This window comes from Bradyrhizobium elkanii USDA 76, assembly GCF_023278185.1.
GTDB lineage: Bacteria > Pseudomonadota > Alphaproteobacteria > Rhizobiales > Xanthobacteraceae > Bradyrhizobium > Bradyrhizobium elkanii.
The window spans coordinates 8,384,853-8,409,554 of the sequence record NZ_CP066356.1 but is presented as its reverse complement, the minus strand read 5'-3'; the positions used below and the strand labels follow the sequence as shown (position 1 = coordinate 8,409,554).

Here is a 24,702-nt window from a genome sequence, read left to right as displayed (position 1 = left end):
ATCGAGGCCTGTCCGCTAATGAGAACGCACGCGCGCTGATATCCATGATGGCCCGGAGAGAATGCTCCAATCAAAGGCCGGATACATTGATGCAAGACCACTCACCACCTGATCGACGAACCTCTTGCTACGCACGGCCGGACCATACATTGGGTCAGGAACGACAAAACTCAAGGTGAGCATAATCGGTCGGCTTTCGAGTGCATAGCGACCAGTTGAGCCCGACAGCCGAGCCATGATTCAAGCCACACAACGGAAGGGGCCGAATCATGCGCTACGAACTCACGGACTATGAGTGGTCCGTCATTAAGCCGATGTTGCCGAATAAGTCGCGCGGCGTGCCGCGGGTGAATGACCGTCGTGTCCTCAACGGCATCTTCTGGGTCTTGCGATCCGGAGCGCCATGGCGCGACCTGCCAGAAAACTTCGGTCCGTACACCACTTGCTACAATCGATTCGTTCGCTGGCGACGGGCCGGCGTGTGGGCCAAGCTCATGAGCGCACTGGCCGGCGCCCATGATGCTGCCGTGCAGATGATCGACACTTCCATTGTTCGCGTACATCAACATGGGGCCTGCATCACAAGAAACTGGCGTCAATCGATGGGAAGGTCACGCGGCGGTCTGACGAGCAAAATCCACGCGGTGGTCGACAGCAATGGTCTACCGGTACAACTTGCGTTGAGTCCTGGCGAGGTGCACGACGTTCGACTTGCCGGTAAACTGCTCTCTCGTTTGAGATCCGGATCAATGCTGCTCGCCGACCGCGGCTACGACGCTGACTGGATCAGGGAGCTTGCCATGAAAAAGGGCGCATGGGCCAATATCCCGCCGAAAAGCAATCGGACCGATCCGATCTGCTTCAGCCCGTATCTCTACCGCGCCCGCAACCGCGTCGAGCGGTTCTTCAACAGGATCAAACAATGCCGTCGGGTGGCGACGCGCTACGACAGGCTTGCTGGAAACTACCTTGCCTTCATCCAACTTGCATCTATCCGGCTATGGCTCGCCGCTCGTTATGAGTCCGCGCCCTAGTCACATGAATCTAAAGTTCGCCACATAAAGTCTGCTGGGCTTTGTGGCAAAAGCGTTTGACGGAAGCCAAGATCTGGTCTGCGGACTTGGTCCATTTGAAGGGCTTCGGGTTGTTGTTGTGCAATTCGATGAAGGTACGGATGTCGGCTTCGAGCTGCCTGACGGAGGTGTGAACACCTCGCCGGATCTGCTTTCTGGTGAGTTCAGCGAACCAGCGCTCGATCTGATTGATCCACGACGCGGAAGTCGGCGTGAAGTGGACATGATAGTGCGGCCGGCGAGCGAGCCACGCTTTAATCTTGGGGGTCTTGTGGGTAGCGTAGTTGTCCATGACGATATGGACAGCGAGCCCCTCAGGGATTTGAGCGTCGATCTCTTTGAGAAACTTCAAGAACTCGAGCGCCCGATGGCGCTTGTAGCATTTGCCAATGACGAAGCCGGAAGCGACATCGAGCGCGGCAAACAGCGTGGTCGTACCATGCCGCACATAGCTATGCGTGCGACGTTCCGGCACCCCAGGCATCATCGGCAAGACCGGCTGCTCGCGATCGAGTGCCTGGATCTGGCTTTTCTCATCGACACTGAGGACAACGGCTCGGTTAGGCGGCGACAGATAAAGCCCGACAATATCGCGCACCTTATCGACGAATAGCGGATCGCTCGATAGTTTAAATGTCTGGCTGCGGTGCGGCTGCAAGCCGAACGCCGTCCACATTCGGCGGATCGTGGTGTGAGAAAAGCCAGTATCCGCAGCCATCGAGCGGATCGACCAGTGCGTTGCGTCGGGCGGCGTCGTACGCAATGTCCGCTCGATTACCTCGGCAACCTGATCATCGTCGATGGTTCGAGGGCGGCCCGGGCGGGCTTCGTCAAGCAGGCCATCACAACGATCCTTCAAGAATCGGCGGCGCCACTTGCCGACGGTGTGTTCATGGATGCCAAGTTCGGCAGCCACAGACTTGCTTGGCAGACCATCTGCACACCGCAGGATCGCGCGGCATCGCTCAGATAGCGATCGGGCTACACGATGACGACGAACTTGCCTCTCCAAGTACGCCCGCTCCTGCGAACTCAGCACCAACGGCGCGATCGGCCGGCCTTTCACACCTGCATTCGCCACGAGCGCTCTCCTCTCTAGAGATCCGAGCGATCAACTAATGTCACGAACTTCCGTTCCAGATGACTAGTTCGTGAAATATCTCGTCGGTGGCCATCTCAACGAGAGGCTTCACGTTCCCAAGAGCGACAAACATCCTCAGGAGAAGAAAAACTCTTTGACGGTCGTGATCGTTGGGTAGTGCCTTTATAAGGAGGTCGCGAATGGCCTCGCGTGCATTTTGCAGATGCTCACCCCCGGCGTCACTCAGGTAGGTGCGGCCGAGCGGTCTCATCGCATCGTGAATCTTGAAACGATCGACACCGAAAATCTGGATTGTACCGCTTGTTCGCAATCGCCTGAATGCCGTGGCCGCGATCTCCGGCTCGAGGTCGAAGGCGCGCTTCAATACGACACTGGCTTCGGATTGAGTCAGTGGGACGTCGCTGAGACTGAGCGCCGCGACAGCGCGGCGCTCAGGGTCGTTAAATCTGTCGAAGACATCTGACAGAATAAGTTCTTGCGCAGTCTCGACAATATGGGTGCGGTCCTCAAGCGCCGCGCAGACTCGGGTGACCACCCCCTCGTAGCTTTCAGCCGCAATTTTCAGCGCATTCTGGACGTAGAGCGGCAGCCCACCAGTGATTTTCAACAAGCGCTCATAGTCTGAGAAATCCCCACGGCATCCGAGCGACGCTCCCTCGGCCGCGGCCGTCTCATTGGACCAGCCGAGAAGCAACTCCGCCTTCACGCCAAGCGTTGCCTCGATTCGGGCGATCGTTGCGCTGGGCTGGGCGAGAAGCACAAACTGCAGCTGATCGGAGGCCCCGACCAGCGAAACCAAATCCGCGGCTGCAATGCGATGCGCGTTATCCAACACCACAGTCGCGGTGAGTTTGTCCTCGGCTAGGTGGCGACCGATCGCAAACAGGATTTCGGTGCCGCTTGCGCCCGGTAACAAGATCTCGCCTAGCTTGCCGCCACGCGATCCGAAGATGCGAGCTGCAAGTTCGCGTGCGACGGCATTGGCCAGCGCAGGGCCGGATATCTCGGCAATATCGTAATATGCCAGACGGTCAGAAGTATGCAGAGCTGTCTGAGAAACCCAGGACGTCTTTCCTGCACCGGAGAGGCCGACGACGAGCCGCACGCGTTGGCCATTTGCCAGATTTGGTTCATGTTCCTGCGGACGATATCGAAGCGGCGGAGCAGGAAAATCTTGGAGTTGGACAACAAGCTGCTCGAAGAGTGCCGGTAATTCCTCAACCGTGAACGTGTGATTGGAGCTTGGCTCAATCCCACCCGCTGCTGCCATCATCCGGCCAGCGATTTTCCAGACGAGGGTTTCTGGAGCCAATACGGAAAAAGGAAGCGTTTCGGCAGCCGCTCGGCACGCCTCGAAACCATCCGCGATGGTCCTCCACGGCAAGGGAAGGGCTTCGTCTACCGCCGGTGATTGCGGCCAATGGAGCCTGGTGTCGGACGGCCATTCTTTACCTGTGATAAGCTTGGCAAATTCCGGCCCAGGCGCACTATTCGATACTATGACGAACTGGCATGAACCGCTCCGTCGACCTTCCTCGTGCTCCTGTCTAATAGCCGCGAACCTTGAGAGTGCGCCATCAATGTCGCTTAGAATAAGGTTAGATGCCCGAGTTTTGACTTGTAGGTAGATTCGTCTGTCAGGCTGGACGAGTTCGACGTCTTCATCATTCTCGACGATGACATGGGTCACACCGGCCCGGGCAGCATCAAACAGACACGCGGCGGCATAGAGGTGCTGATAGAGGAACCCGCGATGAACGGCTTCGATCCGGGCAAGTTGACGGGGATCAAGGTTGAACGTTTCCATATCTGGCGGTCTCGTTATGGCTCAATAAAAGCGTGCGATGGCCGCTCGCGTTCGGCGATGGGTATCCGCTCTGTCGCACCTGTCGTTGAACTGCATCATGCCTTCAATTTCTCCTGGATTAGGCGCGTCGCAGCATTCGCGGGATGTGGACACGGTGAAAACCGTGGGTCTGCACTTGTCGGCGAAGTTTGGGGGTGTCATTGACGCCGAACGCAACCGCCGCCTTCAAGGGGCTGGCAAAGGTTGCGTAGAAGGTCCAGCGAGCGTCTTTCGGCAGAGGCGCGTTCTGCCGACGGTCGGTGATGACGACGTCGCGCGGGTCTTTGGTATTGCGGAAGGCATGGAAGGTGATCCAATCGGGCCGCCTGTAACGTGCCGCCTTGCTGAAGGGCACCGACTGAACCTTCACGTCGCTTTGGTCGAGAACCCAATCGCGCTGTTCCAATATCTGCCTGACCATGTGGCCGACCATCTGCTTGACGCGGTCAACCAGAACATCTTCGCGAAACTCCTCCAGAAGCTGCTCCTCGATGCCCTCGACGGCAGGCTTTCCGAGCTCCGAGGCCGTCTCCAAGCGAGCGATAGTGGCGGGCTTCGTAAGAAACGACCAAATCCGCTGACCGATGTCGGACTCCGAGAGCGAGGCGAATTTCTCCGGATTGTAACGAAGCATGATAAAGGTCTCCTTGACCGGTCATAAATGGCCGGTCATAAATGCCTAGTCAAGGGTACTGCACGTTGAATTGCCCAGTTTGCTGGTTTGCCGCCAGTGTGCCGCTCCGATTCCGGTCGGCTGCCTCACGCTGCCAGGCTCCCTCATGTAAATTTTGAGTCATCGAATACACGGGATGAGGTTGAGATGAGGAAGGTCGTGCCGAACGGGAAGGCGGTGAAAGCCCTGAGGGAGCAGCTTGAAAGGCTGTCGACCCAAAAGGAAATGGCGAGTGAAATCGGTGTCAGCATTCGCATGCTTCGTATGATCGAGAATGAGAATGCGCCAATTGCAGTGACAACGGCTGAACGGTTGGCAAAAGCGCTGCAAGTTCATCGTGAACGCATTATCCTTGGCTCCGAGCTTTCGGAAATGACGCCGACCGTAAGTGCGCCGGAAGTCCTTTCCGCGCTGATGGAAGATGAGGACCGGCTCATCCCCCGCAACGACTATGACATCGCCAGTGCGACAGCGGACGAGGGCGCGCTCTATACGGAGGCGGCCCGCTCGCACGACGTGGCCTGCATTATCGAGACAACGCTCGATGAGGAAACTGGAGCCTATGCGCAGGAGCTTTTCGATATCCTCGTTGGCTTGTCCTGGTCGCAGCGAGATATTCTCGTCGACATTCCCCCCGCGACGGAGATCGCGGTTCGCCGGCGCCTGCGACAGCTCATCGTCCTTCTCAAGGGCAACGACATCTGGATTTATCGAACCTCGGTTCTGAGGCGATTGCCGGAGCGCTACACGGTCGCACCGCCGGACGAGCCGTTCTCCTATCAAAGCCGTCAGGTCGTAGCACTAGGGCCGCCGGGTGAATATGGCGAGACCACCATGCGCGTGCCGATCGATCATGGGCAGCCGTTCATCCTTCCGGCATGGCGGAAGCTTCGCAAGAGCGACAACGAAACAGAGACAGCCTGATGATGAGACGCAATCGCTTGATCGTCGCAGAATTGCACGCGCGCACTGAAATCAAATAGAAGTGCATTGGGCGGAAGTCGGGGGAGCGTATGAAGTTTAAGCTGGAAAATACTTTCGAGGACAATCTCGCTTTGTTTAGGGCCGAGGCTGTACAGATCGATCCCGAATGCGCGAAGATCCTCTTCGACAATTTGCATCTGCTGGATTCGGGAGGTGACACCGCGCCAAGCCGGGCAACAATCGGCGAGTTTCATAAGGCGGTACTGGATGCGCTTGATGGCATGTCCATCCCTCTGGGCGAGGACAAGGCATGACGCGGTATTTCCTGGGCAGCCTGTCCATCGAGGGTTTTCGTGGGATCAATAATGACGGTGACCCGCTCGTCCTCAAGTTCAAATCTGACGCCGTCAACTCGGTGCATGCGCCGAACGGCGTCGGTAAAAGCTCCATATTCGAAGCCGTTTGCTTCGCGATCCACGGCATTGTCCCGCGCCTGAAGGCGCTCCAGGAAGCCGAGCAGGGCGACAGCTATATCGTGAATCGCTTCCATCCCGGGCAGCAAGCGACGGTTGATCTGATATTCGCCAGCGATGACGCCTCGCCAGATGTGGCGATCAAGGTGGTGCGGGCTGCCAACGGTGCGCGCCTAGTGACTTCGCCGAGCGGTCATGCCGACCCGCAGCAGTTCCTCGCGAGCCTGCAGGAGGATTTCGTCCTCGTCGACTATAATCGGTTCGCAAAGCTCATCGATATCTCCGCCTTGGAGCGGGGACGTTCTTTCGCATCGCTCGTGGGACTGAGCCGATACTCCCGGCTACGTCAGGCTCTGGACGGCGCCAAGCGAACGCAGAACGTCAACAGTGATCTGGGCCTCTCCGCGCTTGATGCCGAGGTGACCACAGGCGCGCGCGCGTTGAGTGCGATCGAGCGGCGTGTCATTGCGGCGCATGACGAGGTCGCCGGAGCGGGAAGCGCCGCCGTCGATAAACTCTCCGATCTGAAGGCGGCGGTAACCGCCGCCTTATCCGCCATCGCCTTGCTCAAGCCATTGATCGGCGAGGCCTCGGTAATGGATCTCGATTTCGAAGCGGCAGAGTTGGCGATCGAGAAACAGGAAGGCGGCGAAGCGCGAAAGACGCTGGACACGCTAACGACCTCCGCCACGTCGCTGGCGGGGCTTGAGGTCACGGTAGAGGAATTGGCCGACGTTGATCGGCTGCTCGAGTTGGCCGGAAGAAGAGACGAGGCCGTGCGCAGCGTCGGCGCGGAAGCATTGCACGCCCTTTTGCGCGATGCGCTGGCTGTGGTGTCCGGCTCCGATTGGCACGACCCGAATCAATGCCCAGTTTGCGAGGCGAAAGGTAGTGATGCTCTAAAGCCGCGGCTGGAAGGCAAGATCGCTAAATACGATGTAGCCGCTCAGCTCGGGGCCGAACTCATCAACGATGTCGCCACAGCGCCTGGGATCGCGAAGCTACGCAAGCTTGAAGAGGCGCCGGCCATGGCGATCGCGACGGGTGATCGCTTGCACGTAGCGTTCGATTTGGCCGCCAAGAAGGGGGATTTGGCGACCTCCGACCTGGAGATCATCAAGGCGCGCCTCGGGGTTCTTGAAACGCAGCGTGGCGAAACTCTTGCTCGGGTGCGAGGTGAGGCCGACGCGTTGCAGGCGCGCTTGCCTCCCTCATTGGTGCAGGTAACCCGCATCCTCAGCTTCGCAAAGCAGTTCCGCGATGCCGTGCTGGAATACGAGAGCGGCGAGCCGGTGCTCAAGGTGAAACAGGACAAGCTCAAGGTTCTGAATCGCTGGAAGACATTCATCACGCGCGCCGGCCAAAGCTTTGCTGATGCCGAAGCCGAACTGGCCAACGAGCGGATTGGCGAGATTCAGACCGCTTGTCAGGATCTGTTCGGCCGGTTCGTGCGAGGCGGTCCCGATGTGAAGCCGACCCTGAGCCGCGCGCAGAACAGCGAAAACGTTGATCTAAAGCTCGCGGACTTCTTCGGCCTACAGGACCTCAGTGCCCGGGCTCTACTCTCGGAAAGCTATCGGAACGCTGTGGCGGCTGCGATTTTCTTCGCGGCCGCGACCAAGCACAGCGGTGTTCCGCGCTTCATGGTGCTCGACGACGTGACATCGAGCTTTGACGCTGGTCACCAGTTCGCGTTGATGGACGCCGTGCGGACGTTGCTACGCTATGGCGCTGTGCCGGACGGGCTGCAGTTCATTTTCCTGAGCCATGACACCAGCCTGGAGAAGTACTTCGACAAGCTCAATGGCACTGCGGATTGGCATCACCAGAAGCTCCAAGGCATGCCTCCAAAGGGGCGGCTCATGGTATCGGCCCAGGAGGCGGATCGTCTCAAGGCGCAGGCGTTGCAGCACCTGAATGCTGGCCAGATCGATATTGGTGCGCCGATCCTGCGGCAATATCTCGAATACAAGCTGGGACAGATTATCGCCAAGTTGGAGATCCCTGTTCCACCGGACTATGCCACCCGTGGTGACAAGCGGACGCTTTCGACCTACATCGACGCAATCGGCGAGGCCGTGAAGCTTTATCATGCGGCCAATCGGTGTGTGCTGACGCCTCAGCAGATCGCCGATCTCCAAAACCATCATGTGCCATCGATCGTTGGGAATTTCGTCAGCCACTACGAGACCGGCGCGGGGACGCCTTTCAACGCCTACGCCTTGCTGGGGGTGTTGCAGAGCATTGATAGTCTCGCGGACTGCTTTACCTACGTTGATCCGAGTAACGGACAGAAGCGATACTATCGCCGGTTAGATCGCCGTTAAGCGACTCACGGAGGCTACGCGACAATCTCGCGATCAAGCAACAACAGGGCCGAAGGCCCTGGCGTTGCGCGTGCAGGGAGTTGCCGCAAGCTAGTCGAAGTGTGGGTCGGGATAGCGCTCTTCGATGACGTAGCGCATGACATTCCACCAGACGTTCTCGATCGTGTAGTCCATCGGTTTGATTTTGCGTGGGACCCACTCGCCGAGCGAGCTTGCCATGCGGACATGCCCGGGGGTCTTGATTTCCGGTTCCCTCTCGGCGGCCGTGCCCGATTTGACCGACAGCTCAATGACGTTGAGCGTATCCCGATCATATTCAATGATCGCCTGGAGGAAGCTGCCCTTATCGGTTAGCGGATGAGCGGCTGTATGGGATACAAGAGCCACTTGCAGTTTATCGCCCATTGCGATGTAAGGCTCTAGCAGTCCGTCTGTCTGGAGGCCTTGGCGCCAGCGGTCGTGGGTGTCGAGGGCGTCTGGAAAATCGCCCCAGTTGAAGTCTCCCCGGCCGCCGAAGGTGATCTTGCCGTAACCATCGACATGGTAACGCAGCGCGTCCATCAGCTCGAGCGCTCGACGCGGGTCTTTTTCTGTAAGGACCGCGTCGATGGCTCCCAACACCTCCTCCATGTCGAAAACGATCTTTCTGAGCTCCTCTTTTTGCTCAACAAACATCTTCGGGATTTCACCGACGGGGTTCGGAAGCGGAAGTGTCCAAGGAAAGTCGATGTCGTCTTCGCTGAAGCGCCGATAGGGAATGTTGAGCTTGTCCAGGAAGGCGGCCGACTGGTAGTAGGTCTGGCTCTTCAAGCTATGCTCGATCTGATCGAGTGCGAGCTTACGGGCATTAAATCTAAAAGTGCCTTGGAGCGCAGTCGTGCCGACGACGTAGCTTTCCGGTGAATGGGTGCTGCTGATGGATAGCGTGTTGACGATTTGCCGGGCCGACAGCAGGTACATCTCGCCGTCGTCCTCCCGGCCGACGTGAAGAAGCGCGAAGAAGCCTTCGAGCGGCATTCCTTTGTCGTCAACCACGTAGCTTTTGGGAATGTAGTGCGTTGTGCGGCGATCCTGAAAATATTTTGCCTGTATCACTCCGACGCGCGGCGGGACTCTATCGGTAAATCGCTGCGTGGTGGTGCGTCGCTGTATGAGAAAATCGGCCCCGTCGGTATCTACGCTCCGCTCGAGAACCCAGAACCGGTCGATGAGAAAAGAACGCGTACGCGCTTCTCCGACGGCGCCGTTCTCCATAATTTTGAGCCACGTCGGCCAGCTGTCTTCCACGAGATTGTCCTGTGCTTTCTGGGGTTTTGTCGGTGTCGGATTTGCCGCGAAAAGCACCTTACTCGTCTGTATTCAGTTTCTGGAGTTCCCCAAGGAAGATCGTGCCGATTTCGACGGCGCGTTCAGCGGTCTCCGGGTCCACATCCATGCCATGCGTAGCTTCGTTCATGGTGTGGAGGGCGTCGAGCATCTGCTCTGTGCTACTTGGCACCGATCCATTTCGATGCAGATCACGGAGCATTTTCATGATGCCGGTCGGCCGGTCGAAAGCGACGCCTCGCTTGTCCGCGAGATCGCGTACCGCGCGCTCGATTTCGATGCGTAGCTTGACCACGGACATCAGTGGAAATTCTCGCGCGAACTCCGCGGCCGTCGGGAGGGCATCCTCGAGTTGTGGCGGCAACGCAGCCGAGAGCTGATACTGGGCGACCCCCATCGGTTTGCTGGAGTCTCGCAACGCGTATTCCACGATCACCTCGTTGCGCCCTTTGCACAAGATGATGCCGATGGTCGGTTTGTCGTCGGGATGGCGCAATTGCTCGTCCACGGCCGAGAGGTAAAAGTTCATCTTTCCCGCAAATTCGGGTTTGAAGTCTTCGATCTTCAGCTCGATCACCACGAAGCAGCGAAGACGCAGATGATAGAAAAGAAGGTCCAAGTAGTAATCCTGCCCGCCGACTTCGAGGTGATATTGGCTGCCGACGAATGCGAAGCCCTTGCCGAGCTCGAGGATGAGTGAACGCAGATGCTCGACCAAACCACGCTCGAGGTCGCGCTCCAGCATGTCTGGGCCAAGCGAGAGGAAGTCGAACGTGTAGGGGTCTTTGAGGATTTGTTGGGCAAGCTCGGACTGCTCTGCGGGCAGGGTTCGCGAGAAATTGGTGAGGGCGCTTCCTTGCCGGGCAAAAAGCTTGCTTTCGATCTGATGGACAAGAACGTTACGACTCCAGCCGTGTTCAATTGCCTGCCGCGCGTACCAGGTGCGCTCTTCCTGCGTTTTGACGGCGTCGAGCAAACGGACGTTATGCCCCCATGGCAATAGTGCAACAACCTGTTGCACAAATTCGCCGTTGGGCCAGGCCTCGGCGAACGAGCGCATGTATTTCAGATTCCGGGGCGATAAACCGGTCATTTCCGGGAAAGCCAGGCGAAGATCGCCAGCCAGACGGTCGACCACCCGGGCACCCCAACCTTCGCGCTCCTGCCGTTCCAGGATGTCGCGCCCGATCGTCCAGTAGAGCGTCACTAGCTCGCGGTTGATCGACAAGCTGGCTCGGTGGCGTGCCGCCGCGATCTTCTGCTTCAGATCCCCGACGAACGCCGTGTAGCTTTGCGCGTCCACTTCGCCAGCGGAACCGAGCGCATCGCTGCGGCGAGGGGGCTTTCGCGGCCGCGAGCTCATGCGGCCTCTTTCAGTCGCTTCTTCGCCAGCATGGCGCGCACGAATTTGTCCCATTTCGCCATGCCAGCGCGTTTCTCGATCATATAGTGCCAGCGGTCGTAGTGCTTGGAGCTGACATCCTGTAGCGCGTGGTTCTGGAGGCGATCGCGGATTTCCTTCGACACGCCTGCCTTGCCGGCGAGCGTCTTGAACGTGCGCCGGAGATCGCGGTTTGTCGCATATGGAATCACGCCGCGATCTCGCTGCCGCCAAACAAAGCTATAAAGAGTGCCGTGGCTGACAGGCTTCGAGGGGTCCTTGGCGGAGGGGAAGAACCAGCCATACTCGTTCGGCTTGATCTTTTCGATCAGCTCGGCGGCAAGCAATGGCACTGGGACAGCGTGCGGCTGGAGGTTCTTGGTCTTCGACCAGTCGATGATTCGCTCACTGGCGTCCCATTGATTGACATGAAACCGCGCGATCTCCTCGACGCGCTGCCCTGTCAGCATGATGAGTTGCACCGCGCGGGGATAGGAGGGGTGGACCGGCGTGTCGGGGCTCTCCAGCCAGCGATAGAGTTGCACAAACTCGTCTTCGTCAAGCCAGCGCGTGCCCTGGATCTTAGGCTCGGTAGGAATGCCGGTTGCCGGATTGAAAGGGAGTCGAAAGCGTCTGGAAGACTGCTGCCGATAGTCGTTGTCAGACTTCATGCCCCAGCTAAAGGCGGCATGGAGATAGGAGCGCACATGGTCGGCCATTGATTTGGCACCGCGCTCGTAGATCGGGCGGATCAGCTCGATGATTTCCTCGGCCTCGATCTCGCGAGCGAGGCGGTTGCGTCCGAGCGTGTCGGCGATCTTGTTAAGGCCTTTTTCCGTTTCCTTCCAGGACGGCTTGCTCGCATCCTTGAGCGCGGCGACATAGCCTTCGAACAGATCAGCGACGGTGCCGGGGCGCGTGTCGGTAGCGATCTTGATGCTGCGACCCTTCTGGATGACGTCGGCGAAGTCGCGTTTGAATATTTCGCGTGCCTGGGCGAGCGATATGGAGGGATAAGCCCCGAGCTTCTTCTTGGTCCGCTTCCCATCGCGCCATTGCTGCGCCATCCAGTCGGCGGTGACGCGCTTCGGCATGGGCTTGAGGACAAGCACGAGGCGGCCGGTGCCGCGCCCTTCACCGTCGGCGAGATTTTCCTGTTTCTGACTTAGCTCCACCCGCTTCAACGCATGTCGGATCGCGGTGTCGGTCAGGCTTGGCATGGCGTTTCCTCCTGTGCCGCAACTGGGATCGGTCGAGGAGAAACGGGGATCGTTTGCTGGGATCGGAAAGCCGCTTTCAACCCCTCTTACCGCTCCCAATTTGCCATAGCCGCCCCCTGTGTGCAATGAAGAAAAAATCGGATATATCGTTGATGATTCATCGGTATTGAACGTGATCCAACGTGATCATAGGGTGGGTAGTGGGGTGGTTGTGCACCAGGATCAGCGCGGTGGCGGACAATTCAAGCGCGCGCTTGATCACCTCGCGCGGATAGACCGGGGTGTGATCGACGGTGCCGGTCTGCTGCACCTCGTCGGCGATCAGCCGGTTGCGCTTGTCGAGGAACAGCAGGCGAAACTGCTCCTTGTCGGCGAACGCCATGCCGGTGCGGCAATAGTCGATGACGTCGTTCCAGGACGACAGCGCGATGTTGCGCCTGATCTCGCCCTTGGCGATCCGGCCGGCGGCGGCGGCGAGCAGCTTGATCTGGTTGATCGAGGCATCCTTGACGCCCTCGACCTCGCGCAGCCGCGCCACCGGCGCGTGCACCACCTCGGCGAACGAGCCGAACTTCTTGATCAGGGCCTTGGCCAACGGCTTGGTGTCGCGGCGCGGGATGGCGGCGAACAGCGCCATTTCCAAGAGCTCGTAGTCGGTCAGCGCGTCGGGCCCGGCCGCATAGAAGCGCTCGCGCAGCCGTTCGCGATGGCCGTGATAATGCGGCGTCTCGCCGGCTTCGTCGTCGCTGGTATCGGGTTTGGCGGGCATCGCCCACAACCATGCCGTGCCGGCCGCATTTTGCAAGGGGCGATGCTGAAGGGGCGATGCCGCTCCGGTTTGCCACGACGCGACCAGCGAATTACCGTCGGCGACAACGGTTCGATAGCAAAGAGGGGGAGGGCGGCGTGACATCATTCAAGGTGATCCGCTCGCGCGCCGAGAAGCGCAAGGGCGGGCCGAAGGCGCTGGAGAAGCTGCTGCGGCCACCGGCGGGCGCCAAGGCGCTGGCAAAGCTCGGTGACGACCGCGTGCTGGCCGAGATGACCAGGCGGGTGTTCTGCGCGGGGTTTGCCTGGAGCGTGATCGACGCCAAATGGCCGGGCTTCGAGGAGGCGTTTCTCGGCTTTCAGCCCGCCAAGCTCGCCTTCAAGCCCGACGAATTCTGGGAGAAGCTCGTCAGCGACGCCAGGATCGTGCGCAACGGCGCCAAGATCATGTCGGTGCGCGACAACGGCCGCTTCGTGCAGGAGATCGCGCGCGAGCATGGCAGCTTCGGCAAATTCCTTGGCGCCTGGCCGTCATCGGATGAGGTCGGACTGCTGGAGCTGTTGGCCAAGCGCGGCAGCCGGCTCGGCGGCAACACCGGGCAGATGCTGCTGCGCTTCCTCGGTTGGGACGGCTTCGTCACCTCGCGCGACGTCGTCGCCTGCCTGCGCGATGCCGGCCTCGATATCGCCGAGGAGGTCAAGTCGAAGCGCGATCTCGCCAAGGTGCAGGCGCAGTTCAACGCCTGGGCGGAGGAGACCGGACTGTCCTATCTGCATCTGTCGCGGATCTGCGCGATGTCGATCGGAGAGAACCATACGCCCGAGGAGATCATCGAGCGCACGCGGAGCGATTATTGATCGCGGCAAAGCTCGATGAGGTTGGCTGGTGTAACGTCCGCGTCGGGACTGCGCTCCCTTCTCCCGCTTGCGGGAGAGGTAACAAGGACTACACCTGAACCCACGGCTTCTCGCCATGGCGCTCGGACAGCGTGAAGATCTCGACGCCGTCGGCGGTGACGCCGACCGAGTGCTCGAACTGCGCCGACAGCGAGCGGTCGCGGGTCACTGCGGTCCAGCCGTCGGACAGGATCTTCACATGCGGCTTGCCGAGATTGATCATCGGCTCGATGGTGAAGAACATGCCGGGCTTCAGCGGCGCGCCTTCGCCGGGGCGGCCGATGTGGATGATGTTCGGCTCGTCGTGGAACAGGCGGCCGAGGCCGTGGCCGCAGAAGTCGCGCACCACGCTCATGCCCTGCGGTTCGACATAGCTCTGGATGGCGTGGCCGATATCGCCGGTGGTGGCGCCGGGCTTCACCGCGGCAATGCCGCGCATCATCGCCTCATAGGTCACCTCGATCAGCCGCTCGGCCTTCCGCGCGATGGCGCCGATCGCATACATGCGGCTGGAGTCGCCATACCAACCGTCGACGATGAAGGTAACGTCGACATTGACGATGTCGCCTTCCTTCAACGGCCGGTCGCCCGGCATGCCGTGGCAGACCACGTGATTGATCGAGGTGCAGGTCGAGTAGCGATAGCCGCGATACATCAGCGTCGCCGGATAGGCGCCGTGGTCGAAGGCGAACTTGCGGACGAACTCGTCGATGACTGACGTCGGGATGCCCGGTTTGACGATGTCGGTGAGCGCGTCGAGGCATTTCGACACCAGCGCGCCCGCCTTGCGCATGCCGGCAAAGCCGCTCGGTCCGTGCAGCTTGATCTGGCCGGTCTTGCGAAGGGAGGTGTCGGTGGCGTCGATATAGCTCATGGGCGGGCTGTTTCTGCGGGCAAGGGGCTGATTTCAGGCCCTAATTTAATGATCGGCGCGCCCGGCGCAAGCCAAGCTTGAGCATGGGGACATGTCCAAACGGCTTGATTTCCGGGCACAATTCGGAACAGCGGCCACCGGTCCTGCAAAAAGATCGCGCTCAAGCGCTAGTTGGAGACCTCGACCACGCTCTCGACCGGCAGCGCGCCGCCGCGGATGCGGAGTTCCCGCACCGGGTAGGGCACCCGGATGCCCTGCTGCTTGAAGGCGTCCCACAGCGCCAGCATGACGTCGCTCTTCACATTGTCCATGCCGTCGGGGTCGGCGATCCAGAAGGTCAGCGAGAACTTCATGCCGAGTTCGGCGAATTCGGTGAGGATGCAGTTCGGCGGCTTGCCCTTGAGCGCGCGGGCGTGGGCCGCGGCGGTATCGATCGCGAGCTTGCAGACCAGCCTTGGATCGGCGTCGTAGTTGACGGCGAAAGCGATCTTCACCAGCGTATTCTTGTCGGTATAGGTCCAGTTGGTGACCTTCTGCGTCACCAGGTCCTCGTTCGGGATCAGGAACTCGCGGCCGTCGCCGGCGGCGACGGAGATGTAGCGGGTTTTCATCGCGCTGATGCGGCCCTGGCTGTCGCCGATGGTGACGAGGTCGCCCGGCTTCACCGACTTGTCGACCAGCAGGATGATGCCCGAGATGAAGTTGGCGACGATCTTCTGCAGGCCGAAACCGATGCCGACGCCGACGGCGCCGGACAGCACCGCCAGCGCCGACAGATTGATCCCGACCGCGCTCAAGGCAATGGCGACCGCGACCACCATCAGGCCGATGCGAATGATCTTGACCAACAACACCTGGATCGACGGGGTCAGGTCGGTCGATCGGGTGATCTGGCCGTCGATGAAATTGCTGGCGATATTGCTCAGCCACAGCGCCACGATCAGCAGCGCGCCGGCCTTGATCAGCAGCAGCGGCGTCAGCCGCAGACCGCCCACCACGACGGCGAACGAATCCAGCGTCTCGGCGGCCCAGTCGAGCTGGCCGATGATGCTGAGGGCGGCGACCACCCAGGCCGCGATCGAGACCAGTTTGACGATGAAGGCGTTGTCGATCACCGAGGTGACGAGGCGGATCACCAGCCAGGCCAGCGCCAGCTTGGCGGAGACCGCGATCAGATAGCTGCGGCTCGGCCAGGTCGCGTGCCACATCACGATGCGCGAGATGATCATCAGGACCGCGAACACCGCGGTGGAGGCGCTCTTCACCATCACGCGGGCGAAGTGTCGGAGCGGCAGCGGCCAGCGCATCGCCAGCGACGACATGTCGACCCGCGCATGTATGGCGGTATCGGCGGCGTAGGCGAGGCCCGCGGCGGCGAGGATGATGCCGAACTGCAGATAGAACCAGGGCGAGGCGACCTCGGCGCCGACCGAGCGCGCCGCCATTTGGATCGATTCCAGGACGTCCTTCAGGCTCATGTCCATCGGCAAATTCTCAACTTGCAGTGCGGGTCAGCCAAATGTGATTCGAATGCCCGGCGAGAATCCCACAAAGCCGCGCACGCGACCATCGATACAACACAGTGTGGAGGCGACCTAGGGATCGGGACCGGGCACATTGCCGCTCATGTCAGAAATCGGTTGGCGTCCCAGTGTGGCGACGATAAGGATGCAATTGCAAGTATTTGAGACCTCCGAAGGCGCATGGCATCCCTCGACTCCGTCAGTATAGCGATCCTGCTCGGCGCGGTGCTGGTGATGGCCGGCATCCTGTCGAGCCTGCTGGCCTTGCGGTTCGGCGCCCCCTTGCTGCTGGTGTTCTTGCTGGTCGGCATGCTGGCGGGCGATTCCGGCCCCGGCCGGCTGCAGTTCGACGACGTCCGCACCACCTATCTAGTCGGCTCGGTGGCGCTGGCGCTGATCCTGTTCGACGGCGGATTGAAGACGCGGTTTGCCAGCATCCGCACCGTGCTGGCGCCCTCGATGATGCTGGCGACCGCCGGCGTGCTGTTGACCGCGCTGATCACTGCGCCGGTCGCCCGCTTTGTGCTCGACCTCAACTGGACCGAGTCATTGCTGGTCGGCGCCGTCGTGGCCTCGACCGACGCCGCGGCGGTTTTCCTGCTGGTGCACACCCAGGGCCTCCGCCTGCGCCCTCGCGTCGGCGCGACGCTGGAAGCGGAATCCGGCACCAACGATCCGTTCGCGATCTTCCTCACCTTGATGCTGGTCGAGTTCATCTCGATCGGCCAGAGCTCGGCCTCGCACATCGCGCTCGAGTTCATCCAGGAGGCTGTGTTCGGCGCCATCATCGGGGTGATCGGCGGCCGGCTGGTGGTGATCGCGCTGAACTATGTGGCGCTGCCGCAGGGCCTGCATGCGCCGTTCGTCACCACAGCGGCACTGGTGATCTTCGGCGGCTCGCAGATCGTGCATGCGTCGGGATTCCTCGCGGTCTATCTCGCCGGTATCATCATCGGCAACCGGCCGACCCGCGCGCATAATTCGGTGGTGACGTTCCTCGACGCCGCGACCTGGCTGGCGCAGATCGTGATGTTCGTGCTGCTCGGCCTCTTGGTCTCGCCGCATCGCCTGCTCTCCAGCGCCGGCGGCGCCGTGCTGGTGGCGTTCGCGCTGATGCTGGTGGCGCGGCCGCTGGCGGTCCTGATCTGCCTCGCACCGTTCAAGTTCAACTGGCGGGAGAAGATCTTCATCGCCTGGACCGGGCTGCGCGGCGCGGTCGCGATCTTCCTCGCCTCGATCCCGATGCTGGTCGGGCTGTCGAAAGCCTATCTCTATTTCGACGTCGCCTTCGTCGTCGTCATCATCTCGCTGCTGTTGCAGGGCTGGACGCTGGCGCCGGCGGCGCGGCGGCTGCATGTCGCGCTGCCGCGCGCCGAACGCGGTCCGCGCCGCGTCGAGCTCGACTTGCCCGGCCAGCTCGAGCAGCAGCTGGTCGGCTATCCGGTGCGGCCGAAGAGCCTGTACTTCCGCCGCGGGCTGATCCCGTCCTGGTCGAAGCCGACGCTGGTGATCCGCGAGGAGCGGATCCTGACGCCGACCGAAGCCGATCCGGTCGCGCCCGGCGACTACATCTACCTGCTGGCGCCGCCGGAGCGCGCCGAGGCGCTCGACCGCTTCTTCGTCGACATGGCGCCGTCGAGCGCGCCCGATCCGCATCTGCTCGGCGACTTCATGGTGTCGGCGGAGCATACGCTCGGCGAGCTCGCCGAGATCTACGGCGTCAAGGTCGACGAGCACCAGGCCAAGCTGACGCTCGCCGACTATTTCGACGTCAATCTCGACCGCGCGCCGAAGGAAGGGGCCGAACTGGCGCTCGACGAGATCGTGCTGGTGGCGCGCAGCATCAGCGGCGGCCGCGTCAACGTCGTCGGCCTGCGCCTGCCGGAGGAAGAGGAAAAGGTCGCGCCGCAAACGCGGATGCAGATCGTCAAGCGCAAGCTCGCCGATATCTGGGCGTCGGTTGCGGGGGTCTAGAGCGTTTTCGAGCGAAGTGGATACCGGTTCGCGTGAAGAAAACGCGTCAGAACAAGACCGGCGCCGTTACGTCTTGCGCAGGAAGTTCGAATCCGGGGCGAACTTCTTGATCATGTCGGACAGCCCGTCGTCGGCCGGCGGACCGGATGGGCCCTTGGACGCTGCGTCCGGCTTGGGCTCGCCCTTGATTTTCTGACCGGAAATCTCGGCCAGCGCCGCGAGCAGCGTCTCGTCGAGATGATCGGCAGGCGTCTTCGCAGGTGGTGTCTTCGCAGGTGGTGCCGGTGGAGGGGCAGGCGCGACGCCACGAACCTCGGGCTCGTGTTTTGCCGGCGACGGCGCGGGCTCCTGCGCCGGCTTGGGGGTGTCCTTGGCGTCCGCCCGCCGGACCGCGGCCTCGTTGACGGCGGCGATCAACGATGCTTCGAGGTCGGCCGGCATCGGTGGCGGTGCCGCCGGCATTGGCGGCGGTGTGACCGGCACCGGCGGCGGCCCGGCGGGCTTCGCGTCCCGGGCTGCGCGACCGAACAGCGGCTCCCGCTGGCCCGCCGCCTGCGGCCGGCTGTCGGTTGCTTCGCCGGGCTCCTTATTAAGTTCCTTGGCAGGCTTGAACAGACCCGCGCGTTCGGCGGCGATCCTGGCGGAAGCCTCCTCGACCGTGGCGAGCAGCGACGCTTCGAGAGCGTCTGCGCGATTGCTTGGCGAAGTCGCCGGCTTGGCGGCAGGGATGATCACCGGCTTCGGCTCCGGCCGAGGCGGCAACGGCGGTGGCCGCGATGCTTCGACTGGTGCGGGCGGCGGCGGGACCGGCTGACCGTCCCGCGCGCGCGCGATGATGCCGTCGACGATCGCCGCTAGGCGGCCCTTGTCGGGAGCGGCGAGGTAGCTGCCCGCCAGCTCGTCGACATATTGCGGGCCGTAATCGGCGAGCACATTGGCGATCTGGGCGAGATCAGGATCACTCTCGACCAGCCGGCGCCACGCCTCGCGGTCGTAGGGCGCGTCGTTGTTCTTGTCGGGCCAGGCCACCCGGCGGGGCGGCCGCTGAGGGCCGCTGTTCTGGCCTGCGACCGGGTCGAGGGTCGGCGGCTGCAGCCCGTCGCTGAGGTGAGGCGGGGTAAATCCCGAGGCGGCGGCCGGCACGGCAGCATCGGCCGGACGCCGGCCCCGCTCGGCGACCTGCAGCGCGATCAGGCCGACGCCCATCAGCAGGAAGCCGAGCGCGGCCCACGAAATCGTGGCGCACAGCAGCCCGCCGATCAGCAGCAACACCCAGCCAGTCAGTCGCACAATTCACCCTTCCCCATGCCCGATCGGACGTCCCGACGCGGGCCTAGCAGACAAGATTGGCTATCTTATGCCGACTTTCGGAAAAACGGCCAGCTACGCGCCCGCCGTCAGCACCTTGACACCGCCGAACGCGGTCACCTGGCCGCGGCGCAGCATCACGATCTGGGTGGCGAGCTGGCGCAGCTCGGCCGCGTCGTGGCTGACATAGACCATCGGGACGCCGGCTTCGTCGCGCAGCCGGACCAGATAGGGCAGGATCTCGAGCTTGCGGCTTTCGTCGAGCGCGCCCAGCGGCTCGTCGAGCAGCAGCAGCCGCGGCTTGGACAACAGCGCCCGGCCGAGCGCGACGCGCTGGCGCTCGCCGCCGGAGAGCTTTCCGGGACGGCGGTCGAGCAGGGCGCCGATGTCGAGCAGGTCGACGACGCGCCGGTGTTGCGCGGGATCCTCGGTGAGGCCGTTCATGCGGCGGCCGTAGTCGAGGTTCTGCCCGACGTCGAGATGCGGAAACAGCCGCGCGTCCTGGAACACGTAACCGATGCGGCGGCGCCAGGTCGGAACGTGGATGCCGGTTGCGGTATCGTCGAGGATCTCGCCGTCGATCACGATGCTGCCGCGGTCAGGACGCAACAGCCCCGCGATGGTGTTGATCAGCGAGGTCTTGCCGGAGCCGGACGCGCCGAACAGGCCGGTGACGCGGCCCTCGCTGGTGAACGAGGCCGCAAGCGAGAACTCGCCGAGCTGCTTGGTGATGTCGACGCGCAGCATGGCTAAAGCGCGATGAGATTGAGTTGAATCGTCATCGCGCTTTAGCTCCTTGTTTGAGCATGATCTCTTCGGAAAACCGCTTCACACTTTTCCGGATCATGCTCTATTGCCCATGCAGGCGCGCGGTGGCGCGGCGCGCGAACACTTCAGCCGCGACCAGTGCGCCGACCGCGAGCACGATCGAGATGATCACGAGCCGCGCGGCGGCGGTGTCGCCATCCGGTGTCTGGATCAGCGAATAGATCGCCGACGAAATGGTCTGGGTCTCGCCGGGAATGTTGGAGACGAAGGTGATGGTCGCGCCGAACTCGCCGATCGCCTTGGCAAAACCGAGCACCATGCCGGCCAGCACCCCCGGCAGCGCCAGCGGCAGCGTCACCGTTGCGAACACCCGCCAGGGCGCGGCGCCGAGTGTCTCGGCCGCCTGCTCGAGGCGGCGGTCGACCGCCTCGATCGAGAGACGGATCGGCCGCACCAGAAGCGGAAACGACATCACGCCGCAGGCGAGTGCCGCGCCGGTCCAGCGGAAGGCGAACACGATGCCGAGATGGTCGGCCAGCCAGCCGCCGACCAGGCCGCGCTTGCCGAAGGTCAGCAGCAGCAGATAGCCGGTGACGACGGGCGGCAGCACCAGCGGCAGATGCACGGCGGCATCGAGCAGCGACTTGCCCCAGAAATCGCGCCGCGCCAGCAGCCAGGCGAGCGCTACCCCGAACGGGGTCGCCACCAGTGTTGCGACGACGGCGACCCGCAGCGACAGCAGGATCGCCGTCCATTCGGCTGGCGAGATCTCAAACACTAGCGTCTGTTCCCGAAGTTCGTATGCAAGTGCGGCTCCTCAGTTACGAACTTCGGGAACAGACACCAGTAAGAGTCAATAGCCCAGTGCCGCTGATCGATTTGACGTTCCTCACGGTGCGCGCGGCTATCACTGGAGGAATGTCAACTCGGGGGCGCTGGGCTTAAGTCGTCGGGCTGATCAGGAACTTGAAGCCGTACTTCTCGAGGATCGTCTTCGCCACAGACGAGCGCAGGAAGGCGAGATAGTCGGCGGTCTCCGGCTTCGCGGTCGTGGTCGCCGCGACCGGATAGATGATGGCCGGATGGGTATCGGGCGGGAAGGTGCCAACGATCTTGACGCCGGGCTCGACCTTGGCGTCGGTCGAGTAGACGATGCCGAGCACGGCTTCGCCGCGCGCCACGAGAGTCAACGCCGCGCGCACGCTCTCAGCCATCGCGAATTTCGGCTCGGCGGCCTGCCAGGCGCCGAGCTTCTCCAGCGCGGCCTTGGCGTATTTGCCGACCGGCACCGCCTTGACGTCGCCGGTTGCGATCCTGCCGTCGCCGGCGAACTTGGCGAGATCGAAGCCGGGTCCGATGTTGACGTTGTCGATCTTGGAATCTTTCGGCGCGATCAGCACGATCGAGTTGCCGAGCAGGTTCACCGGCGTCGGCTCATTGATGTTCTTCTGCTTGATCGCATAGTCCATCCAGTCGGTATCGGCGGAGACGAACACGTCGGCCGGCGCGCCCTGCTCGATCTGCTTGGCAAGTGCCGAACTCGCGGCATAGCTGGCCGTGATCTTGACGCCGGTCTTGGCGGTATAGGCTGCATCGATGTCGTCGAGCGCGTTCTTCATCGAGGCGGCGGCAAAGACGGTGAGCGTCTTGTCCTCGGCGCTCGCAGGCGAATGCAGCGCGCCGAGCAGGATGACGAAAGCGGTGAAAAGTCCGGCAAGCCTTAAAATTGAAAGTCGTGACATGGAAAGCGCTCCGTACGAGTTCGCGCGCGAACCGGCGCGCAAATCAGGCGTTGGGTGAGGTCTGGCCTGCGACGGACGGAAGCGCTGTTCCGCTGGTCCCCGACGGACTTACGGTCCTCAGGGATATCGCACTGCAAACATAGCAGACTGGGGCTTGCGGTAAAGGCGACCCTTTGACTAACGGATCGTCCTAATCATCCGACAGCTGGATCGCGACCGACAGCGAGTTCTCTTTCGAGCCGCTGACCTGCAGCACGAAGGGGCTGGCGGCGAGGTCATATTTCACGGTCTTGCGGATACCGTCGCAATCGGTCGCGCCGCTGAACGCCTTGGGCTTCAGGAAATGCCCGTCCTGCACCAGGTCGACCCAGGCCCCGGCCGACAGGCTGACGGTATAGAGCCCGGCCTTCGGCGCGGCCTTGAAGCTGGTGAAGCCGGCGAAGGTGCCTTCCTTCGGCGCGCGCTCCGGCGGGGTCGGCAATCTGGCGTCGCCGGGGGCCACCAGCGCCAGCGTGATCGCGGTCGCCGGCAGCGCGGTCTGCTCGCTTCCCGATACGACCTTGGCACGATCGGGCGCGGTCAGCGCGGCGCGTGCGCGCTCGATCGACCATTTGAACTTGTCACAGCCGCTCGGCTCTTCCGCCGCGAAAGCGGGAGCCGAGACGAGCAGCAGCGATGCCGCGAGGAGCGATTTGCGCATGTCTGATCCATTGATGATGACGGATAATAGATCAGCGGCCCCGATCCATCGCCCGAACGCGCTTACGGCGCGACGGCACGAGATCATATCGCAGTTCGAGCCGGCCGGCATAGCCGCCTGACGAAGATGTTATTGCCCTGGCAGCTGCTGTTTGGCGTCGGGCGCGTTCAGCACCGTCCTGCAGTCCGCCGGCATCTGCGCCAGCGTCATCGGCGGGCGGGGTTTCGGCGGCTTCGGCGGAGGCTTCGGATGCAGCACCGAATCCTTGAACCAGAAGGCGAGATCGGACGGCTTGCAGCCTTCGCCCTCCGCTTGCGGCTTCTGTCCCTCGCAGGCCGGGCTGCCGGGCGGACATCGCATGCGAATGTGGAAGTGGTAGTCGTGGCCCCACCACGGCCGGATCTTCGACAGCCAGCCGCGATCGCCCTTGGCCTCGCGGCACAGCGCCTTCTTGATCGCGGGATTGACGAAGATGCGCTGCACCGCCGGCTCCCGCGCCGCGTCGCGGATGACCAGCACGTGGCCCGGCGTGAAGACGCGCGGATCGATGTCGAGCCGGTCGTCGCGCACCATCATCACCGCCGACATCTCCTCGCGGTCCTCGCGCGACAATTTACGATCGGGCATCGGCGTCAGCCAGATATCGGCGTCGAGCCCGATCTGGTGGCTGGCATGACCGGAGAGCGCGGGGCCGCCGCGCGGCTGGCCGATATCGCCGACCAGGATGCCCGGCCAGCCGGCGTCCTTGTGCGCGTTGGCCGCCAGCCGCTTCAGCAGCGCGATCATGTTGGGGTGACCCCAGTAGCGGTTGCGCGACAAGCGCATCACCTGCCAGGTGTCGCCGTTGAGCGGCATCTGCGCGGCGCCGGCGAGACAACCCTTGGTGTAGCCGCCGATCGACCGGGTCGGCAACGCCGCCGGCAAAACCTTGCGCGCGAACAGCTGCTTCGCCCCGATCTTTGGATCGTCAGGGTTGGCGAGCGGCGGCAGCGGCTGCGGATTGAGCGAGCCCCTGTCCTGCGCCCGCGCGGAGATGGTGCAGGTGACGAGGGCTGAGATCAGGAGCGGGAACAGACGCAGGCGGGGTGTCATTCGGATCACTCTGTCGGCGCAAGGCTAGCATGGATTCGGAGCAGGCGGACCGCGCTTTCATCCCATTCGCTTGATCGCCCACAGGGTGGATTAAGATTACCCGCGGCTTCCAGGCTCCGATGTGAGCCACGCCACTTTACAAGCGCACGTTGTGGGCGACATCATGTCCGCAATAATTTCAGGGTAGGCGTTATTGTGACAAGCGTATCGTGCGTACGGCCGGCATTTGCCGCCGCGATAGCTGCGTCGATATTGGCGCTCTCCCCGGCGCGGGCCGACGTCGTCGTTCACATCGATAAATCATCGCAGCGCATGGCGGTCAGCGTCGACGGCGCGAGACGCTACAACTGGCCGGTGTCGACCGGCCGCCGCGGCTATGGCACGCCGAGTGGAGTCTTTCGTCCGCAGATGCTGGCGCGCCGCTGGTACTCGAAGAAGTACTATAACTCGCCTATGCCGCATTCGATCTTCTTCCATGGCGGTTTTGCCATCCATGGAACATACGAACTCACGCGCCTTGGCGGGCCGGCCTCGCATGGCTGCGTGCGCCTGCATCCCTCGCACGCCGCAATGCTCTATGGGCTGGTCGAGCGCAATGGCCGCGGCGGCACGCGGATCGAGATCACCAACTAATGTATGATCCGGCAAAATGCGAAGGCCGAGGCGCACCGCGGCTTAACCGCGCGATAACCCTGCCGCACGCTGACAAAC

The 24,702-nt window shown here is 62.2% G+C and carries 22 protein-coding genes; 7 read left to right on the top strand and 15 right to left on the bottom strand.

Features of this window, described 5'->3' with window-relative positions; genetic code table 11:
- Positions 1-269: 269 nt before the first annotated feature.
- Positions 270-1,034 carry an IS5 family transposase gene (locus JEY66_RS39815; protein WP_011090902.1) on the top strand — a complete coding sequence of 255 codons (765 nt, stop codon included), beginning with the start codon at positions 270-272 and terminating at the stop codon, positions 1,032-1,034.
- A gap of 10 nt (positions 1,035-1,044) precedes the next feature.
- On the opposite strand, the gene JEY66_RS39810 is transcribed toward JEY66_RS39815, so the two are convergent.
- The 3 genes from JEY66_RS39810 to JEY66_RS39800 form a co-directional block, all read right to left on the bottom strand.
- Complete coding sequence (locus JEY66_RS39810) at positions 1,045-2,154, bottom strand: IS630-like element ISBj5 family transposase (RefSeq protein ID WP_011085265.1); 1,110 nt, start codon at positions 2,152-2,154, stop codon at positions 1,045-1,047.
- Between the two features lie 40 nt (positions 2,155-2,194).
- Entirely contained in the window at positions 2,195-3,982 is a 1,788-nt protein-coding gene (locus tag JEY66_RS39805) for an ATP-binding protein (RefSeq protein ID WP_014498597.1), read from the bottom strand.
- A gap of 118 nt (positions 3,983-4,100) precedes the next feature.
- On the bottom strand, positions 4,101-4,655 hold the full coding sequence (locus JEY66_RS39800; protein ID WP_014498596.1) for a hypothetical protein: 555 nt from the start codon (positions 4,653-4,655) through the stop codon (positions 4,101-4,103).
- Between the two features lie 186 nt (positions 4,656-4,841).
- Between JEY66_RS39800 and JEY66_RS39795 the strand changes: the two genes are divergently transcribed.
- The 3 genes from JEY66_RS39795 (at position 4,842) to JEY66_RS39785 (ending at position 8,418) form a co-directional block, all read left to right on the top strand.
- Positions 4,842-5,618 (top strand): helix-turn-helix domain-containing protein, encoded by a 777-nt coding sequence (locus JEY66_RS39795; RefSeq protein WP_014498595.1) that lies wholly within the window; start codon positions 4,842-4,844, stop codon positions 5,616-5,618.
- An 89-nt stretch (positions 5,619-5,707) separates the two neighbouring features.
- Entirely contained in the window at positions 5,708-5,932 is a 225-nt protein-coding gene (locus JEY66_RS39790) for a hypothetical protein (RefSeq protein WP_014498594.1), read from the top strand.
- Positions 5,929-8,418: an AAA family ATPase gene (locus tag JEY66_RS39785; RefSeq protein WP_011090898.1), complete on the top strand. Its 2,490-nt coding sequence runs from the start codon at positions 5,929-5,931 to the stop codon at positions 8,416-8,418. Before JEY66_RS39790 ends, JEY66_RS39785 begins: the two co-directional genes overlap by 4 nt.
- 90 nt (positions 8,419-8,508) lie before the next feature.
- Here the strand turns inward: JEY66_RS39785 and JEY66_RS39780 are convergent, their stop codons facing one another.
- The 4 genes from JEY66_RS39780 to JEY66_RS39765 form a co-directional block, all read right to left on the bottom strand.
- Positions 8,509-9,705, bottom strand: coding sequence for a hypothetical protein (locus JEY66_RS39780; protein WP_244620932.1), 1,197 nt, complete (start codon positions 9,703-9,705; stop codon positions 8,509-8,511).
- A gap of 58 nt (positions 9,706-9,763) precedes the next feature.
- A complete protein-coding gene (locus JEY66_RS39775) occupies positions 9,764-11,107 on the bottom strand; it encodes a PDDEXK nuclease domain-containing protein (protein WP_014498593.1) in 1,344 nt (447 codons plus the stop codon).
- Complete coding sequence (locus JEY66_RS39770) at positions 11,104-12,345, bottom strand: tyrosine-type recombinase/integrase (protein WP_011090895.1); 1,242 nt, start codon at positions 12,343-12,345, stop codon at positions 11,104-11,106. Before JEY66_RS39770 ends, JEY66_RS39775 begins: the two co-directional genes overlap by 4 nt.
- A 157-nt stretch (positions 12,346-12,502) precedes the next feature.
- A complete protein-coding gene (locus JEY66_RS39765) occupies positions 12,503-13,114 on the bottom strand; it encodes a JAB domain-containing protein (RefSeq protein WP_026192143.1) in 612 nt (203 codons plus the stop codon).
- Positions 13,115-13,251: 137 nt separating this feature from the next.
- On the opposite strand from JEY66_RS39765, the gene JEY66_RS39760 reads away from it, so the two are divergent.
- A complete protein-coding gene (locus JEY66_RS39760) occupies positions 13,252-13,971 on the top strand; it encodes a DNA-3-methyladenine glycosylase I (protein WP_018269541.1) in 720 nt (239 codons plus the stop codon).
- Positions 13,972-14,059: 88 nt separating this feature from the next.
- Here the strand turns inward: JEY66_RS39760 and map are convergent, their stop codons facing one another.
- Entirely contained in the window at positions 14,060-14,884 is an 825-nt protein-coding gene (gene map, locus JEY66_RS39755) for a type I methionyl aminopeptidase (RefSeq protein WP_016844429.1), read from the bottom strand.
- A 167-nt stretch (positions 14,885-15,051) separates the two neighbouring features.
- Positions 15,052-16,368, bottom strand: coding sequence for a mechanosensitive ion channel family protein (locus tag JEY66_RS39750; RefSeq protein ID WP_016844428.1), 1,317 nt, complete (start codon positions 16,366-16,368; stop codon positions 15,052-15,054).
- Positions 16,369-16,587: 219 nt separating this feature from the next.
- On the opposite strand from JEY66_RS39750, the gene JEY66_RS39745 reads away from it, so the two are divergent.
- On the top strand, positions 16,588-18,381 hold the full coding sequence (locus tag JEY66_RS39745; RefSeq protein ID WP_018269542.1) for a potassium/proton antiporter: 1,794 nt from the start codon (positions 16,588-16,590) through the stop codon (positions 18,379-18,381).
- 66 nt (positions 18,382-18,447) lie between these two features.
- Here JEY66_RS39745 and JEY66_RS39740 read toward each other — a convergent pair whose 3' ends face one another.
- From JEY66_RS39740 to mepA, 6 genes are all read right to left on the bottom strand, one after another.
- Positions 18,448-19,671: a hypothetical protein gene (locus JEY66_RS39740; protein WP_129964819.1), complete on the bottom strand. Its 1,224-nt coding sequence runs from the start codon at positions 19,669-19,671 to the stop codon at positions 18,448-18,450.
- A 93-nt stretch (positions 19,672-19,764) separates the two neighbouring features.
- A complete protein-coding gene (modC, locus tag JEY66_RS39735; protein ID WP_018269544.1) occupies positions 19,765-20,436 on the bottom strand; it encodes a molybdenum ABC transporter ATP-binding protein in 672 nt (223 codons plus the stop codon).
- Positions 20,437-20,539: 103 nt separating this feature from the next.
- Complete coding sequence (gene modB, locus JEY66_RS39730; RefSeq protein WP_016843325.1) at positions 20,540-21,235, bottom strand: molybdate ABC transporter permease subunit; 696 nt, start codon at positions 21,233-21,235, stop codon at positions 20,540-20,542.
- Between the two features lie 163 nt (positions 21,236-21,398).
- The gene (gene modA, locus JEY66_RS39725) at positions 21,399-22,199 is read right to left on the bottom strand and encodes a molybdate ABC transporter substrate-binding protein (RefSeq protein WP_016843324.1); all 801 of its coding nucleotides are present in this window, start codon (positions 22,197-22,199) and stop codon (positions 21,399-21,401) included.
- 190 nt (positions 22,200-22,389) lie between these two features.
- A complete protein-coding gene (locus JEY66_RS39720; protein ID WP_018269545.1) occupies positions 22,390-22,899 on the bottom strand; it encodes a hypothetical protein in 510 nt (169 codons plus the stop codon).
- Positions 22,900-23,028: 129 nt separating this feature from the next.
- Positions 23,029-23,991: a penicillin-insensitive murein endopeptidase gene (gene mepA, locus JEY66_RS39715; protein WP_018269546.1), complete on the bottom strand. Its 963-nt coding sequence runs from the start codon at positions 23,989-23,991 to the stop codon at positions 23,029-23,031.
- A 195-nt stretch (positions 23,992-24,186) separates the two neighbouring features.
- On the opposite strand from mepA, the gene JEY66_RS39710 reads away from it, so the two are divergent.
- A complete protein-coding gene (locus JEY66_RS39710) occupies positions 24,187-24,624 on the top strand; it encodes a L,D-transpeptidase (RefSeq protein WP_276469627.1) in 438 nt (145 codons plus the stop codon).
- The last annotated feature ends 78 nt before the right edge of the window (positions 24,625-24,702 follow it).

Bases quoted from the DNA above. Each gene is read 5' to 3' on its own strand.
- JEY66_RS39815 (WP_011090902.1), top strand. From the start codon at position 270: ATGCGCTACGAACTCACGGACTATGAGTGGTCCGTCATTAAGCCGATG.
- JEY66_RS39805 (WP_014498597.1), bottom strand. From the start codon at position 3,982: ATGGAAACGTTCAACCTTGATCCCCGTCAACTTGCCCGGATCGAAGCC.
- JEY66_RS39800 (WP_014498596.1), bottom strand. From the start codon at position 4,655: ATGCTTCGTTACAATCCGGAGAAATTCGCCTCGCTCTCGGAGTCCGAC.
- JEY66_RS39795 (WP_014498595.1), top strand. From the start codon at position 4,842: ATGAGGAAGGTCGTGCCGAACGGGAAGGCGGTGAAAGCCCTGAGGGAG.
- JEY66_RS39790 (WP_014498594.1), top strand. From the start codon at position 5,708: ATGAAGTTTAAGCTGGAAAATACTTTCGAGGACAATCTCGCTTTGTTT.
- JEY66_RS39785 (WP_011090898.1), top strand. From the start codon at position 5,929: ATGACGCGGTATTTCCTGGGCAGCCTGTCCATCGAGGGTTTTCGTGGG.
- JEY66_RS39775 (WP_014498593.1), bottom strand. From the start codon at position 11,107: ATGAGCTCGCGGCCGCGAAAGCCCCCTCGCCGCAGCGATGCGCTCGGT.
- JEY66_RS39770 (WP_011090895.1), bottom strand. From the start codon at position 12,345: ATGCCAAGCCTGACCGACACCGCGATCCGACATGCGTTGAAGCGGGTG.
- JEY66_RS39765 (WP_026192143.1), bottom strand. From the start codon at position 13,114: ATGCCCGCCAAACCCGATACCAGCGACGACGAAGCCGGCGAGACGCCG.
- map (WP_016844429.1), bottom strand. From the start codon at position 14,884: ATGAGCTATATCGACGCCACCGACACCTCCCTTCGCAAGACCGGCCAG.
- JEY66_RS39750 (WP_016844428.1), bottom strand. From the start codon at position 16,368: ATGGACATGAGCCTGAAGGACGTCCTGGAATCGATCCAAATGGCGGCG.
- JEY66_RS39745 (WP_018269542.1), top strand. From the start codon at position 16,588: ATGGCATCCCTCGACTCCGTCAGTATAGCGATCCTGCTCGGCGCGGTG.
- modC (WP_018269544.1), bottom strand. From the start codon at position 20,436: ATGCTGCGCGTCGACATCACCAAGCAGCTCGGCGAGTTCTCGCTTGCG.
- modA (WP_016843324.1), bottom strand. From the start codon at position 22,199: ATGTCACGACTTTCAATTTTAAGGCTTGCCGGACTTTTCACCGCTTTC.
- JEY66_RS39720 (WP_018269545.1), bottom strand. From the start codon at position 22,899: ATGCGCAAATCGCTCCTCGCGGCATCGCTGCTGCTCGTCTCGGCTCCC.
- mepA (WP_018269546.1), bottom strand. From the start codon at position 23,991: ATGACACCCCGCCTGCGTCTGTTCCCGCTCCTGATCTCAGCCCTCGTC.